The sequence below is a fragment of the Pseudoalteromonas sp. S3776 genome (genome assembly GCF_005886915.1).
Taxonomy (GTDB): domain Bacteria; phylum Pseudomonadota; class Gammaproteobacteria; order Enterobacterales; family Alteromonadaceae; genus Pseudoalteromonas.
In genome coordinates, this window is the sequence record NZ_PNCU01000069.1 from 1 (window position 1) to 14,887 (window position 14,887).

Genomic DNA, 14,887 nt, shown 5'->3' on the forward strand with positions numbered 1-14,887 from the left:
CCCTGGTTGCTCAGCTACTTCAGGCTCTGCTTTAACAGGCTCTGGTGTTGCTGGCTGTTCAGCTACTTCAGGTTCTGCTTTAACAGGCTCTGGTGTTGCTGGTTGCTCAGCTACTTTAGGTTCTGCTTTAACAGGTTCAGGTGCTGAAATAGGTTGCTCAGTAACAACAACGGGCTCTTCAGCTGTTTCAGGGTCAACCGTTTTCACTGCATCGTCATTGGCTGTTGTTGGCTCTGCTTTAGGGGTAGCTTCAACTTTAGCTAAGTCTTCTACAGCTAACGCTTGCTCAACATTTTCTGATGCATCGTTAGAGGTTGGTTGTTCAGCTTTTGCTTTAAGCTCTGCCTCGTACTCTGCTGCTGCTTGATCAGCGACAGGAACAAATGCAGGCGCTTCAGTGGTTCTCTCTTCATTTGCTTCATTTTGCTCAGGGCGGCGACGACGCTGACCCGAAGCACGAAGGTGACGAGGAGAACGGCGTGAACGCGTACGTGTTTGCCCTTGCTCATCTTCAGAGTGTGCTTCCTCAGATGGCACTGTAGCTACTGGCTTTGCTTCTTGCTCAGGTTGTGTTTTAGCCGTTTGCTCTTTTACAGGTGCAGGCTTTGTTTGCTCTGATTTTTGCTCATTAGTAGCTTGCTTTTCTGCTGGCACTTTCTCTTGCGCTTTAGGTTGCTCTAATTTTGGCGTTTCAGTGCTTTGCTGCGCTTGCTCAGGCGTATCAGATGCGTTTACTTGCTCAGTATTTTCATCTTGCATACGTACTTTCTTACGCACATTACGACGTTGACGACGAACTTTTGGCTTTTGCTCTTTAGGCTCAGCGTTTTGTTTAGTCTCAGCTTCATTCGCTTTAGCGTCTGTTTTAACTTGCTCTTTATCTGCATTACGATTGTCGTTATTACGGTTATCGTTACGCTTACGCGAGTTAGGGTTACGACGACGCTTGTTACGGTTCTCGTTTTTCTCTTGGCTTTCGTTCGCTGTAGAATCAGTTTTCACTTCTTCTTCACTAGGGCGTTCACCACGAGGTTTAGAGCGTGAGTTATTACGACGACGTTGGTTGTTATTACGACGACGATTGTCACTGTTACCACGGCGATTGTTATTACGCGTTTGCTGTTGCTTTTCTTGCTCTGCTTTTTCTTTTGCTTGTTTTTCTTCTTCGCTTTCACTAGAGAATAACGATTTGAACCAATTACCAATAGCCGCGAGTAAACCACCTTCAACTTTAGGTACTGCAACAGGGGCTGCTGGCTTATCTACTTTAGCTTGTGGTGCGGGTGTTGAAGGCATAACAACACCTTTAAGCATTGGTTCTTCACGTACCGGCGCAGCTGCTGGTTTAGCCATTTCGAACGACTCTGGCTCTGGGGCAACAACTTGGTCGTAACTTACTGTTTCCAGTGTTTCGTCTTTACGTAAACGCATCACTTCGTAGTGTGGTGTTTCCATGTGTTGATTAGGAATAATTACCACATCACATTTGTGATGTTTTTCAATACGGTGAACGCTTCTGCGCTGCTCGTTTAATAAATAAGCAGCAACAGCAACTGGCACTTGGGCATTTACTTGTGCAGTGTTGTCTTTAATTGCTTCTTCTTCAATTAAACGCAAAATAGAAAGGGCGATTGACTCATTAGAGCGAATCGTGCCTTGTCCGCTACAACGCGGGCACGGGCCTTGGCTTGCTTCACCAAGTGAAGGGCGCAAACGCTGGCGCGACATTTCTAGTAAACCAAAGCGCGATATTTTGCCAATTTGTACACGCGCACGATCTGGGCGAGCCGCGTCTTTTAAACGGTTTTCTACTTCGCGTTGATGGCGAGGCGGTGTCATATCGATAAAGTCGATAACAATTAAACCACCTAAGTCGCGAAGACGTAATTGGCGGGCAATTTCATCAGCCGCTTCTAAATTAGTATTGAGTGCTGTTTCTTCAATATCACCGCCTTTAGTTGCCTTAGACGAGTTAATATCAATAGAGGTAAGCGCTTCTGTTGGGTCAATTACTATAGAACCACCTGAAGGCAAACGTACTTCACGTTGGAACGCAGATTCAATTTGGCTTTCAATTTGGTAATGTGTGAATAATGGCGTGTCGCCTTGATATAGCTTTACACGGCTCATAAAGTCAGGGCGAAAACGCTCAATGTGCGCTTTAGCTTCTTCAAACACACGTGGTTTATCAATTAATATTTCGCCAATATCGCGGCGTAAATAATCGCGAATAGCGCGGAAAATTACGTTGCTTTCTTGGTGAATCAAAAACGGAGCTTTAGCACTATCGGCTGCTTGTTGAATAGCATCCCAATGGACTAAAAGCGCTTTTAAATCGTAGTTTAATTCTTCAAACGATTTGCCAACACCTGCGGTACGTACAATTAAGCCCATGCCTTTTGGTAGTTCTAAACGGCTAAGTGCTTCTTTAAGGTCTGTACGCTCATCACCTTCGATACGACGAGAAATACCGCCTGCACGAGGATTATTAGGCATAAGCACTAAGTAACTACCCGCTACGCTGATAAAAGTAGTAAGGGCTGCGCCTTTTTGGCCGCGCTCTTCTTTATCTACTTGTACTATTACCTCTTGGCCTTCTTTAATCACGTCGCGAATATTAGGACGACCATGAAAAGTGTAACCTTGCGGGAAGTATGTGCGGGCAATTTCTTTTAAAGGAAGGAAACCATGACGATCGGCGCCGTAATCTACAAAAGCCGCTTCTAAAGAAGGTTCAATGCGTGTAATTTTGCCTTTATAAATATTGGCTTTTTTCTGTTCGTGACCTGGGCTTTCTATATCTAAATCATATAGGCGCTGGCCATCAACCAGTGCTACGCGCATTTCTTCTTGCTGCGTTGCATTGATTAGCATACGTTTCATATTGTTACTCTACTTATTTTGTGTCGCTGACATGACGAAACGTGTTCGCCTGTTCAGTTGTTCCCTTTTTTAGAATGTGCAGCCTCACGACTGGGTCTGTTACGGAACGCTCTGTAATATGTATGCAGTATTTTTTAAATGCTGGCTAACAATAACGTACGCTTACGTTATTAAATTCTTTATGGTGCTAAAACTGTTGGCTCTTACGCTCTTTACAAGTTTTACCCAGAAGTTGGCCTGTCATATCAATCTTTTTAGTACGTTTATGTTAGGCGCGTAGGGCTCGTTAAGTTGCGTAAATACGATGAGTATTTTCTAAGTACTTACGAGCAAAGTTCGCTGCCGAATGTTAATAAACGCTTATTTGCTAGATTTTTAGTTCTAAATAAGCTGCTATACGGTACTACATGTGAGCAAATGCTGAACAACGTATTTACGTCGTCACTATCAAACAAATTATTTGTTCATTGCTTTTATTTTTACATTAAATGTCAATTCATGTTCAAACTTAATCAGTAATATATTACGCGCATTACTGTTAGTTGAGCGCACGTGTTAACTGAGTAGGCATAAAAGCTTTGGAAAACTTAACTCGGATCTGTATGATCGGCTACCCAGAATGTGCATCACGAATGTTTTAATGTGTTAAAAAGCACCGTTGTTATTTTGCAAATACTAAATATTTGCGCTGCTGATTATCCCACTATTATAACCGTGTTAGCAACTAAATTATTTTACTTAAATCAGTGATTAGGCAATGTCAGAAAAAACCGGCTTACAAGTAACTTTTGTCACAATCAACGAAGACCATTTAGGTCAGCGTATTGATAACTTTCTTATTACCCATTTAAAAGGGGTGCCTAAAAGCGCTGTTTATAAAATTTTACGCAAAGGCGAGGTACGCGTTAATAAAAAACGCATTAAGCCTGTTTATAAATTACAACTTAATGATGTCGTGCGTATTCCGCCAATTAAAGTAGCAGAACGCGAAGAGTTTGTGCCTAAAAAGCTAGATAAAGTAAAACAATTAGAAAGCGCCATTTTATTTGAAGACAAGTACCTCATTGTTATTAATAAACCTTCTGGCATGGCTGTACATGGTGGTAGTGGCTTAAGCTACGGTTTAATAGAGGCGCTGCGCGTATTACGCCCAGATGAGCGTAATTTAGAGCTCGTGCACAGACTTGATAGAGATACATCGGGCTGTTTATTAATTTCGAAGCGCCGCTCAGTGCTCACTGCGCTGCATGAGCAGCTGCGTGAAAAAACCATGGAAAAAAACTACTGGGCATTGGTAACAGGGCAGTGGGACTCATCGGTTAAAAATGTGACCGAAGGCCTGCGTAAAAACACGCTTAAGTCGGGCGAGCGCGTGGTGCGCGTAGATAATGTTGAGGGGAAACCTTCACATACCCGCTTTAGAGTACTTGAGCGTTTTAACGAGTGTTCACTAGTACAAGCTTCTCCTGTAACAGGGCGTACTCACCAAATACGTGTTCATACCCAGTGTAAAGGCCATCCTATTGCGTGCGATGATAAATACGGCGACCAAGGTTTTGATGAATCAATGCGTAAAATTGGTTTAAACCGCTTATTTTTACACGCTCACGATTTAAGCTTTTATCACCCTAAAAACGAAACCACTCTGCGTGTAGAAGCACCGCTTGATAACGCACTTAAAAATTGTATTTTAAAATTAAGAGATGCTAAAGCGTAATGACCGCCGCTGTGTTTAAAAAGTATAAACTGGTTATTTTTGATTGGGATGGCACTGTAATGGACTCAATTAGCAAAATTGTTAATTGTATTCGTCACAGTGCACTTGCGCTTAATATTGAACCGCCAAGCGACACTGCAATTAAAAATATAATTGGTATGTCGCTTGAACTTGCCATTGAGGTACTTTTTCCTGATGACGTAGCGCAGCATTCTGCATTAATTAAGGGCTATAAACAGCAATACCGTGTTGATACTACCCTAACACCTGTATTTGATAATGTGGAAAATGTACTAAGTACATTAAAAGCACAAGATGTTATTTTAGCGATTGCCACCGGTAAAGGGCGCGCGGGGCTTGAGCGTTTGCTTGATGAAAGCCAGCTGCGCGAATTTTTTAGTGCAAGCCGTACCAGCTGTGAAGCGCAGTCTAAGCCATCTCCTGACATGCTTTACCAACTTTTAAATGAGTTGGAAGTTAATGTAGATGATGCCCTTATGATTGGCGATACAAAAATAGACATGGCAATGGCAAAAGCAGCGGGCATGGATAGGATAGGTGTGACCATGGGGGTCCATAACGCGGAGCAATTAAACGAATTTACCCCTGTTGCAACCGTTGATAGTTACCAACAGTTGCAACGTATTTTAGTTGGTTAATTTTTTGGCTGCTCGGCAAGTATATCAAGATTAAACTCAGCTAATAGCTGGCTGAGTTTAATTAGTGGCAAGCCTATTAAACTATTTGGATCGTCCCCGTTTAACTTTTCAAATAAACAAATGCCTAATCCCTCACTTTTAAAGCTCCCGGCGCAGTTATAAGGTTGCTCTGCATCGCAGTAGGCGTCTATTTGCGCTTTGGTGAGTGTTCTAAATACCACTTCAAAAGGCTCTATTAACGTTTTTGCTTTATCGCTCGCAATATCGTAAACACACAGGCCGGTTAAAAACGTAACGGTTTGACCGCTAAATAGCGCAAGCTGTTTTAAGGCGTTTTCTTTATTATGAGGTTTACCAAGAATTTGCCCGTTAAACACAGCTACTTGGTCAGAGCCAATAGCTAAACCTTGGTCAAAGTGATTGCAGGCTGCTCGTGCTTTGCCTTCGCTTAAGCGCATTACGAGTTGTTCAGGGGTTTCGTTTGGTAAGGCGGTTTCGTCAATATTTGGCGAAAAAGTACTAAAGGGCAGATTAAATTTTTGCAATAAAGACTGCCTAAATGGCGAGCTTGAGGCTAATATAAGCGGGTGCTTCATAAATTATTATCCTAATTAAAATTAGTTTGAGTTAGGATAAATCAGATCCGTAATGAAAACACGTGAAAAACCATGTAAAAATGCTTTTTTGCTTTGACTAACCTATTAACTATCTATATGATGCAGCCCCTATGCAAAAGGTAAAAATTCCCATCACTCTTCATCCTGGGAAAGCAGCGCAACACCGTTTATCTTACGATGGTATTGTACCGCTTGAAAAACTTGCTCGTTTACGAGGTGTTGTACAGGAAGAAGTAGGTGAAATAGCGGTAAAAATTCAGTGCAAAACTGATGAGCAAGGTTTAGTTGTGATTAGCGGCAATTTGTCCACGCACGTAACTGTAACTTGTCAACGTTGTAATGATGATTTAGGGTTGGATTTGGATCAAGACTTTATGTATTCGCCAGTTGGTTTGGATGCTGAGTCAGATGATCTTCCTGAAGTCTACGATGAAGTAGAACTTGATGAAAACGGCGAAATTAACGTATTTGAGTTAATCGAAGACGAGCTAATTTTAGCAGTGCCATTAGTGCCTACACACAACGAAGCTTCGTGCAATTACTCGTCAAAGCCTGCTAGCTTTGGTGTGTTAAAAGCGGAAGATGATAAACCAAATCCATTTGATATTTTGAAACAACTTAAGAAAGATTCTTAGGAGAAGACTAATGGCTGTACAAAAAAGCAAAAAGTCTCGTGCAAGACGCGGCATGCGCCGTTCACACGATGCGATCAACGGTCCAACTTTAACAGTTGACCAAACTTCAGGTGAGACTCATCGTCGTCACCACGTAACTGCTGACGGTTACTACAAAGGCGTTCAAGTAATTTCTAACTAAGAGATTGCTTTATGCTGACTAATCTAACCATAGCGTTAGATATGATGGGGGGCGATTATGGCCCCCGTTCATCTATCCCCGCTGCCGTTTGCGCAGTAAATGCTCATGCCAATTTAACGCTTATTTTGTGCGGCAACGAGCAAGTTATTACAAATCAATTAGAATCCCTCGATTCACTTTCACACCCACGTTTAATTATTCGCCATTGCAGTGAAGTTGTTACTAATGCTTGCGAACCCGCTTTAGCTGTACGTTCTAAAAAAGATTCTTCAATGCGTGTTGCCCTTGATCTAGTTAAATCGGGTGAGGCGCAAGCTTGTGTAAGCTCAGGTAACACGGGCGCTTTATTTTTTATGGCTCACTATGTATTAAAAATGTTGCCCGGCGTTAAACGCCCCGCATTAATATCTGCTGTGCCTACAGAGCGAAAAACCCCAGTGTATTTGCTTGATTTAGGCGCAAATGTGCATTGTGATGCAGAAATACTTTATCAATTTGGCATTATGGGGTCGGTGGTCGCTGGTCAAGCGCTTGGCTGTGATAGCCCAAAAGTGAGTTTACTTAATATTGGCTCAGAAGACATAAAAGGCCACGAAGACATAAAACAAGCCGCACAGCTTATGCAACAAAGCCCTTATATTAATTACACCGGTTACAGCGAGGGCAGTGATATATTTTCGGGGAAGGCCGATGTTATTGTTTGTGAGGGGTTTGTAGGTAACGTTGCGTTAAAAACCTGCGAAGGCATTGCTAAGCTAATTATGAAAAAGTTTACAAGCGCCCTCGAAAAGCACTTAATTTACAAATGCATGGCGTTTATTTTAAGTCCTATCATAAAAAAACTCTATAATCGGGTGAACCCCGACCAGTATAACGGTGCTTCTCTGGTAGGATTGCGCGGTATTGTCGTTAAAAGCCATGGAAATGCATCAGCAAAAGCATTTCAAGCAGCAATCGATGAAGCGGTAAAAGAAGTTGAACGCCAACTTCCAGATAAAATAGCCGCTATTTTCGAAAAAACACATTCTAAAAACTCGGCGGCCGAATAAACGTTAGGTGCCGTAGTTACATTAAATTTTTGTTTAATTAAAAAGAGCAAAGTATGGCACAAAAAATTGCACTTCTATTTCCAGGTCAGGGCTCACAAAGCGTTGGCATGTTAAGCGAGCTACTAGAGAGCTCTGACATTGTAAAATCAACCTTTAGTGAAGCGTCTAGCGCACTTGGCTACGATTTAGCAGCGCTGGTACTAAATGGCCCAGAAGAAGAACTCAATCAAACTCATCGCACTCAACCTGCATTATTAACAGCCAGTGTGGCAATTTACCGCCATTGGTTAGCTCAAAACCCTGATGCCGATGTTGTTATGGCTGGTCACAGTTTAGGTGAATACTCTGCACTGGTGTGTAGTGATGTTATTAGCTTAAGTGAAGCGGTAAAACTGGTTGAAAACCGTGGCTTATACATGCAAGAAGCAGTGCCAGCAGGCGTAGGGTCTATGGCCGCTATTATTGGTTTAGGTGATGACGAAATAAAAGCTGCGTGTGAAGAGTCTGCACAAGGTGAGGTCGTTTCACCTGTAAACTATAATTCACCAGGCCAAGTGGTTATTGCAGGGCACAAAGCTGCGGTAGATAGAGCTTCACAAGCGTGTAAAGACGCAGGCGCAAAACGTGCCTTACCACTGAGTGTAAGCGTGCCTTCACATTGTGAATTAATGAAGCCAGCGGCTGAAAAACTAGCTAACGATTTAGCGGCTTTAACATTTAATACACCTAAGTGTGATGTAATTAATAATGTTGATGTGAAAGCTGAAAATTCAGCCGATGCCATCAAAGATGCATTGGTGCGCCAACTATACAGCCCAGTACGTTGGACAGAAACAGTGCAAGCTTTAGTTGCCCAAGGCATAACACAAAGCTACGAATTTGGCCCAGGTAAAGTTTTAACTGGTCTTGCAAAACGAATTGATAAAGCAATGGTATGTGGTGCAGTAAATGATGCTGCCTCTATCGACGCTGCAAAATAAGAGAATATAATATGACTAATTTATTTTCATTAGAGGGCAAAGTTGTCCTAATTACTGGCGCAAGCCGTGGTATTGGTAAAGCAATTGCAAATACCTTAGTAGCACAAGGCGCAAAAGTAGCAGGTACTGCAACAAGTGACTCAGGCGCAGCTAAAATTAGCGAATATTTAGGCGATAATGGTAAGGGTTATGTTTTAAACGTAACCGATACTGCATCGATTGAGGCGACTTTGGCTGCAATAAAAGCGGATTTGGGAGATGTTGATGTGCTTGTAAATAACGCGGGTATCACCCGTGATAATTTATTAATGCGCATGAAAGACGGCGAGTGGGACGATATTATCGACACTAACCTAAGCTCTATTTTCCGTTTATCTAAAGCGGTATTACGCCCAATGATGAAGAAAAAGAACGGCCGTATTATTAATATTGGCTCAGTTGTGGGCACTATGGGTAATGCAGGTCAAGCTAACTACGCTGCAGCTAAAGCGGGTGTGATAGGCTTTTCTAAATCGCTTGCTCGTGAAGTTGCATCACGCGGCATTACTGTAAATGTGGTAGCGCCTGGTTTTATTCAAACCGATATGACCGATGAGCTAACAGAAGATCAAAAAGCGGCCACCCTTGCTAATGTACCAGCAGGTCGATTAGGACAGCCTGATGAAATAGCAGCGGCAGTATGTTATTTAGCATCTGACGCGGCTGCGTATGTATCGGGCGAAACTTTGCATGTAAATGGCGCGATGTACATGGTTTAAAAACCATTGCCAGTACTTTGAAAGCAAAATAACTTAAGTAAGTGGCCTCAAAAACATTGAATTTTTTGTGATCTTGCTTTAAACATACTTGAAATCGCTGTGAAAATAAGCGATAAAAGACCTAACAAACACTCAGAGGTTTGACCAGACAATTATTTATGGTCAAATCATTGAATCAGAGAATTATGCGGCGTAAACTACGCCGCAATCTGAAAATAACGCATTGGCGTTTTTAATAAAGGAAAGAAGAATGAGCGATATCCAAGAACGCGTAAAAAAAATTATCATCGAACAACTAGGTGTTAAAGAAGAAGAAGTTAAAAACGAAGCTTCTTTCGTAGATGACCTAGGTGCAGATTCTCTTGATACTGTTGAACTAGTTATGGCTCTAGAAGAAGAGTTTGATACTGAGATCCCAGATGAAGAAGCTGAAAAGATCACTACAGTACAATCTGCAATCGATTACGTATCAGCTCACGCTGAGTAATTAATCGCATATTAAAGGCAGCATTCGCTGCCTTTAATCTATATATCCAAACCACCTCAAAGTTCATGATTCAAATTCACCCGCTTTTACTCTCTACTACATTTATGTGTAATAGCATATCCTTACTTGAATTTGAGACTCGCACTTTGAGGTCGCTTGGGTATGAATTCCCTTTGTAATGCCAATAGATTTAAACTTAGTAAGACAAACTGCTTACTAAATAACAATACATTAATCGATTGGTTTAAATATCCCTTATTGGAGGCAAACCGTGGCTAAACGTCGAGTCGTCGTAACTGGCTTAGGAATGTTGACGCCGCTAGGTAATGATGTGCAATCAACCTGGCAAGGCTTATTAGATGGTAAAAGTGGTATACAAAACATAACCCACTTTGACACATCAAAATTTGGTACTAAATTCGCTGGACTCATCAATGACTTTGATGCAACTGCATACATGTCGGCGAAAGATACTAAAAAAATGGACTTATTTATTCAGTATGGCATTGCAGCGGGTGTTCAAGCCTTACAAGATTCAGGTCTTGAAGTAACTGAGCAAAACGCAACACGTATTGGTGTAGCAGTAGGTTCAGGTATTGGTGGACTTACCCTCATTGAAGAAAACCACATAAAACTGCTTAACAGTGGCCCACGTAAGCTTTCGCCATTTTATGTTCCATCAACCATTATTAATATGATCTCAGGCCATTTATCAATGATGCATGGTTTACGTGGTCCTAATATTTCTATTGTAACGGCATGTACTACAGGTCTTCATAACATTGGCCATGCAGCGCGTATGATTGCCTACGGCGATGCAGATGCCATGGTTGCCGGCGGTGCAGAAAAAGCCTGTACACCAATTGGTATGGGTGGCTTTAATGCTGCACGCGCGCTTTCTACACGCAATGATGACCCACAAGCGGCATCTCGCCCGTGGGATAAAGACCGCGATGGTTTTGTGCTATCTGATGGTGCAGGCGTGGTAGTAGTTGAAGAATACGAACACGCTAAAGCCCGCGGCGCTAAAATATACGCTGAACTTGTTGGTTTTGGTATGAGTGGTGATGCATACCACATGACCTCGCCACCGGAAGACGGTGCAGGCGCTGCACTTGCAATGCAAAATGCACTAAACGATGCACAAGTAAATGCAGAGCAAGTAGGCTACATTAACGCACACGGTACATCGACAAACGCAGGCGACAAAGCCGAAACGCAAGCCGTTAAAACTATTTTTGGCAGTGCAGCTAAAGATGTAATGGTTGGCTCGTCTAAGTCGATGATGGGTCACTTATTAGGTGCAGCGGGTTCAGTAGAGTCTATTATTTCTATTTTATCGCTGGCCGATCAAAAAGTATCGCCAACCATTAACCTTGATAACCCAGATGAAGGCTGTGACCTAGATTACATAGCCCACACTGCACGTGATGCAAAACTCGACTTTGCATTGTGTAACTCATTTGGTTTTGGTGGGACTAATGGCTCGTTGCTATTTAAAAAGGTATAATCTTTTTAACAACGAACCACATTATAAGAGCTCAGTTGTTTAACTGGGCTTTTTTTATGCAAGCCATTTAATATGCAAACAATAATAACAACCGATGATACAAGTGCGATTAATACGCGCGATAGAGGCCTTAACTACGGGGATGGCTTTTTTACCACTGCCAAAGTAATTGCAGGGCACGTAGAGCATTGGCAATACCATAAAGCACGTTTGATAGAATGCGCCGAGCGTTTAGCGTTTCCTGCCATTAATTTTACTGAGCTTGAGCAGCATATTAAAACAGCCATTACTGGCTGCAAATTAAATGTCCTTAAAGTAGTTGTTACCCGCGGAGAAGGTGGGCGAGGTTATGGATTACCACAACACACCCATTTAACCATTTTAATTACAGTATCAGCGTTTCCACAAAACTACTCAGCATTAGTTAAAAGCGGAGTAAGTTTAGCTCTAAGCCCAATTAAATTAGCATCTCAGCCATTACTTGCAGGCTTAAAAACACTTAACCGTTTAGAGCAAGTGCTTATTAAAAATGCCATGGCATCTCAACAGTGCGACGATGTTTTAGTGCTTGACCATCAAAATAATGTCATTGAAGCATCAGCCGCTAATGTGTTTGCAATTGGCAATAATACACTCTACACACCAAGCCTTGAGCAATGCGGTATAAAGGGGGTTTATCTGCAATCGTTATGTGATAAATTAGCGGTTGAATTTAAGCACGTTAGCCTAAATGAGCTAACCCAAGCACGCGCTGTATTTATATGTAATAGTTTAATGGGTGCAGTGCCTGTTAACCGTATTGAGCAACACCCCTTTAATGTTGAGCAAAGCATGCGTTTATTAAATGAATTACTAGCCAAGGAGGCTAAGTGTTAAAAGTTATTTTATCGGTATTATTGTTAGCTTTAGTGACAACGCTAGTAGGGTATCAACAATTACAAGCAACAATAACAAGCCCGCTAAATATAGCTACCCCTGTGCAATTTGAAGTAAAAAAAGGTATGGGCTTTAACCAACTTTGTAAGCAATGGGAGGCTAATAATTGGTTAAAAAGTTGCTGGCGTTACCAAGTGATTGCAAAGCTGGACCCAACGCTAACCGATTTAAAAGCAGGTTTATACCAACTAACTAATACAAGTGTTATAAATAACATAAAAAAAATAAACAACGGTGAACAAATTAGCTTTAGCTTTACCATTATTGAAGGGCAAAACTTACGGGAAGTATTAGCTGCCATTAATAGCGCGCCGCACTTAACTAATAACTTAAATACAGAGCAACTTTCGCAGCAAATAGTAGGCGAAAAAGGCCATTTAGAAGGGTGGTTATTTCCAGATACGTACCATTACCACAGCGGTGATACGGCCAGTAGTTTACTAAAGCGAGCAGCCGTTAAAATGCAGCAAACACTTGAGCAAGCATGGCCAAAGCGCGCCAAAAATCTACCCTATAAAAACGCATATGATGCGCTAATTATGGCCTCTATTATTGAAAAAGAAACCGGCCTTGCCAGTGAGCGCCCGCTAATAGCCGCTGTATTTATAAATAGATTAAACGCCAATATGCGCCTTCAAACAGACCCAACCGTAATATACGGCCTAGGAGCGGATTTTGACGGCGACATTAAGCGAAAAGATTTACGCGATTACACACCCTATAACACATATCGCATTAACGGGCTGCCGCCTACACCCATTGCCATGCCCTCAAAAGCCGCTATTTTAGCAGCGCTTAACCCACCGCAATCAGAGTATGTTTACTTTGTGGCTAAGGGCGATGGCAGTCATCAATTTTCAACCACGTTAAAGCAACACAACGCGGCAGTTAAAACGTATATATTAAATAAAACGAATTAAACCTTATATGAAACCAAAATTTATTGTTATTGAAGGCCTTGAAGGTGCGGGCAAATCAACGGCTATTTCGTTATGCCAAGACTTTTTAAACAAAAAACAAATAGACTTTATTAACGTGCGCGAGCCTGGAGGCACGCCGCTTGCGGAGTCTTTACGAACGCTTGTAAAAGCAGAGCACAAAGAAGACATAGCCTTTGAAACTGAGTTACTTATTATGTACGCAGCGCGCTCGCAACTTATGCATAATGTAATTAACCCAGCACTTAATAACGGGCAGTGGGTATTAGCCGATCGCCACGATTTGTCATCTCAGGCCTACCAAGGAGGCGGGCGCGGCATTAGCGCTAATACCTTATCGTCTTTGTCGTCTATGGTGTTAAAAGGATTAAAACCTGATTTAACCATTTACCTAGATATAGACCCAGTAATCGGCCTTGAGCGTGCTAAAGGCCGAGGTGAGCTTGATAGGATAGAGCAAGAAGCCATAGAGTTTTTTCAGCGTACGCGTATGCGTTATGTTGAGCTGGCAAATGACGATAGCTCAATAAAAACGGTTGATGCCAATCAAAGTATTGATAAAGTGCACCGCGATATTACCAATGTACTACGCACTTTTTTTGAAGGGTTAAAATAGTAATGGCATTGCCGTGGCTTAATAGCGTAGAGCAACAGCTCGCGCAAAGTTACAAAGCACAGCGTTTTCACCATGCGCAGCTATTATGCGGACCTATTGGTGTGGGTAAGTTTGAGCTAAGCGAACAATTAGCAAATAGTTTATTATGCCAAAATATTAATACCCACATGCAGCGCGAAAACAGCACGCTAAGCCCTTGCGGCCAATGTAAAAGTTGTGCTTTAACGCTTGCCGGAAACCACCCAGACAAACGCTTAACGCAAGTTGAGGGGCAAAGCATAGGAGTGGACGATATTCGCGCGATAAGCGATTTTATGAACCACTCTGCTGCGCAAAATGGGAATAAAGTAGCCATTATAGAAAACTGCGAAAAAATGACCACGGCTGCGGCAAACGCATTACTAAAAACGCTAGAAGAGCCCAGCAATAGTCGCTTTTTAATTTTAACAACAAGCAATACCGCGCAGTTACCTGCCACTATTTTAAGCCGCTGCGCCAAAACAGACATTAAAGTAACTAACCCCAATGAAGCCAAAAGCTGGTTAGCCAACTTAAATATAAATGATCATGTGTGGTTACCTTTATTTTATACGCAACCACTGTTAATTAAACAGTGGCAAGCGCAAGATCAACTGCAACACATTGATACTTTATATAAATTTGCAACTGGGTTTAAACAAAGCCATAATTTTAGTCCGCTTGTTAATATAATAAATAAACAACCTGAGCTAATACGCATTTTTACATTATTTTTAAGCGAGCAATTAAAACAGCAGCTTATAAAAGGTTTAAGTTTTGACGCGTACCAAAGTGCGCAGCAAGCGGTGAATGAATTTTTACAAAATAGCACAGAGGTACTCGGGCTTAATTTACCTCTAGCAGTGTCGCGTTTAGCGCATGCCCTGCGTCACATTTAATAGG

15 protein-coding genes are annotated in these 14,887 nt (G+C 41.9%); 13 read left to right on the forward strand and 2 right to left on the reverse strand.

Annotated elements, in window-relative coordinates; genetic code table 11:
* The coding region (gene rne / locus CWC16_RS18225; protein ID WP_138542557.1) for a ribonuclease E at positions 1-2,883 on the reverse strand (2,883 nt) is incomplete at its 3' end.
* 757 nt (positions 2,884-3,640) lie between these two features.
* On the opposite strand from rne, the gene rluC reads away from it, so the two are divergent.
* Both rluC and CWC16_RS18235 read left to right on the forward strand, forming a co-directional pair.
* A complete protein-coding gene (gene rluC, locus CWC16_RS18230; protein ID WP_055018376.1) occupies positions 3,641-4,600 on the forward strand; it encodes a 23S rRNA pseudouridine(955/2504/2580) synthase RluC in 960 nt (319 codons plus the stop codon).
* Positions 4,600-5,259: an HAD-IA family hydrolase gene (locus CWC16_RS18235; protein WP_138542558.1), complete on the forward strand. Its 660-nt coding sequence runs from the start codon at positions 4,600-4,602 to the stop codon at positions 5,257-5,259. Before rluC ends, CWC16_RS18235 begins: the two co-directional genes overlap by 1 nt.
* Here the strand turns inward: CWC16_RS18235 and CWC16_RS18240 are convergent.
* Positions 5,256-5,855, reverse strand: a complete 600-nt coding sequence (locus CWC16_RS18240; protein WP_138542559.1) for a Maf family protein — start codon at positions 5,853-5,855, stop codon at positions 5,256-5,258. The genes CWC16_RS18235 and CWC16_RS18240 overlap by 4 nt on opposite strands.
* 131 nt (positions 5,856-5,986) lie before the next feature.
* On the opposite strand from CWC16_RS18240, the gene yceD reads away from it, so the two are divergent.
* From yceD to CWC16_RS18295, 11 genes are all read left to right on the forward strand, one after another.
* Positions 5,987-6,511, forward strand: a complete 525-nt coding sequence (gene yceD, locus CWC16_RS18245; RefSeq protein WP_055015064.1) for a 23S rRNA accumulation protein YceD — start codon at positions 5,987-5,989, stop codon at positions 6,509-6,511.
* 10 nt (positions 6,512-6,521) lie between these two features.
* Positions 6,522-6,692: a 50S ribosomal protein L32 gene (gene rpmF / locus CWC16_RS18250; protein WP_004587686.1), complete on the forward strand. Its 171-nt coding sequence runs from the start codon at positions 6,522-6,524 to the stop codon at positions 6,690-6,692.
* 11 nt (positions 6,693-6,703) lie between these two features.
* A complete protein-coding gene (gene plsX / locus CWC16_RS18255; protein WP_055015063.1) occupies positions 6,704-7,741 on the forward strand; it encodes a phosphate acyltransferase PlsX in 1,038 nt (345 codons plus the stop codon).
* Between the two features lie 53 nt (positions 7,742-7,794).
* Entirely contained in the window at positions 7,795-8,721 is a 927-nt protein-coding gene (gene fabD / locus CWC16_RS18260) for an ACP S-malonyltransferase (protein WP_138542560.1), read from the forward strand.
* Between the two features lie 11 nt (positions 8,722-8,732).
* Positions 8,733-9,479 (forward strand): 3-oxoacyl-ACP reductase FabG, encoded by a 747-nt coding sequence (fabG, locus tag CWC16_RS18265; protein ID WP_138542561.1) that lies wholly within the window; start codon positions 8,733-8,735, stop codon positions 9,477-9,479.
* Positions 9,480-9,729: 250 nt separating this feature from the next.
* Positions 9,730-9,966 (forward strand): acyl carrier protein, encoded by a 237-nt coding sequence (gene acpP, locus CWC16_RS18270; RefSeq protein ID WP_004587690.1) that lies wholly within the window; start codon positions 9,730-9,732, stop codon positions 9,964-9,966.
* Between the two features lie 271 nt (positions 9,967-10,237).
* Positions 10,238-11,476, forward strand: coding sequence for a beta-ketoacyl-ACP synthase II (fabF, locus tag CWC16_RS18275; RefSeq protein ID WP_055015060.1), 1,239 nt, complete (start codon positions 10,238-10,240; stop codon positions 11,474-11,476).
* Between the two features lie 72 nt (positions 11,477-11,548).
* The gene (gene pabC, locus CWC16_RS18280; protein ID WP_138542562.1) at positions 11,549-12,352 is read left to right on the forward strand and encodes an aminodeoxychorismate lyase; all 804 of its coding nucleotides are present in this window, start codon (positions 11,549-11,551) and stop codon (positions 12,350-12,352) included.
* Positions 12,346-13,332, forward strand: coding sequence for an endolytic transglycosylase MltG (mltG, locus tag CWC16_RS18285; RefSeq protein ID WP_055018380.1), 987 nt, complete (start codon positions 12,346-12,348; stop codon positions 13,330-13,332). The genes pabC and mltG overlap by 7 nt, the downstream gene beginning before the upstream one ends.
* 7 nt (positions 13,333-13,339) lie before the next feature.
* Positions 13,340-13,966, forward strand: a complete 627-nt coding sequence (gene tmk, locus CWC16_RS18290; protein WP_055015057.1) for a dTMP kinase — start codon at positions 13,340-13,342, stop codon at positions 13,964-13,966.
* A gap of 2 nt (positions 13,967-13,968) precedes the next feature.
* Positions 13,969-14,883 (forward strand): DNA polymerase III subunit, encoded by a 915-nt coding sequence (locus CWC16_RS18295; RefSeq protein ID WP_138542563.1) that lies wholly within the window; start codon positions 13,969-13,971, stop codon positions 14,881-14,883.
* Positions 14,884-14,887: the final 4 nt, after the last annotated feature.

Coding starts and splice junctions, on each gene's coding strand:
- rluC (WP_055018376.1), top strand. CDS start 3,641: ATGTCAGAAAAAACCGGCTTACAAGTAACTTTTGTCACAATCAACGAA.
- CWC16_RS18235 (WP_138542558.1), top strand. CDS start 4,600: ATGACCGCCGCTGTGTTTAAAAAGTATAAACTGGTTATTTTTGATTGG.
- CWC16_RS18240 (WP_138542559.1), bottom strand. CDS start 5,855: ATGAAGCACCCGCTTATATTAGCCTCAAGCTCGCCATTTAGGCAGTCT.
- yceD (WP_055015064.1), top strand. CDS start 5,987: ATGCAAAAGGTAAAAATTCCCATCACTCTTCATCCTGGGAAAGCAGCG.
- rpmF (WP_004587686.1), top strand. CDS start 6,522: ATGGCTGTACAAAAAAGCAAAAAGTCTCGTGCAAGACGCGGCATGCGC.
- plsX (WP_055015063.1), top strand. CDS start 6,704: ATGCTGACTAATCTAACCATAGCGTTAGATATGATGGGGGGCGATTAT.
- fabD (WP_138542560.1), top strand. CDS start 7,795: ATGGCACAAAAAATTGCACTTCTATTTCCAGGTCAGGGCTCACAAAGC.
- fabG (WP_138542561.1), top strand. CDS start 8,733: ATGACTAATTTATTTTCATTAGAGGGCAAAGTTGTCCTAATTACTGGC.
- acpP (WP_004587690.1), top strand. CDS start 9,730: ATGAGCGATATCCAAGAACGCGTAAAAAAAATTATCATCGAACAACTA.
- pabC (WP_138542562.1), top strand. CDS start 11,549: ATGCAAACAATAATAACAACCGATGATACAAGTGCGATTAATACGCGC.
- tmk (WP_055015057.1), top strand. CDS start 13,340: ATGAAACCAAAATTTATTGTTATTGAAGGCCTTGAAGGTGCGGGCAAA.
- CWC16_RS18295 (WP_138542563.1), top strand. CDS start 13,969: ATGGCATTGCCGTGGCTTAATAGCGTAGAGCAACAGCTCGCGCAAAGT.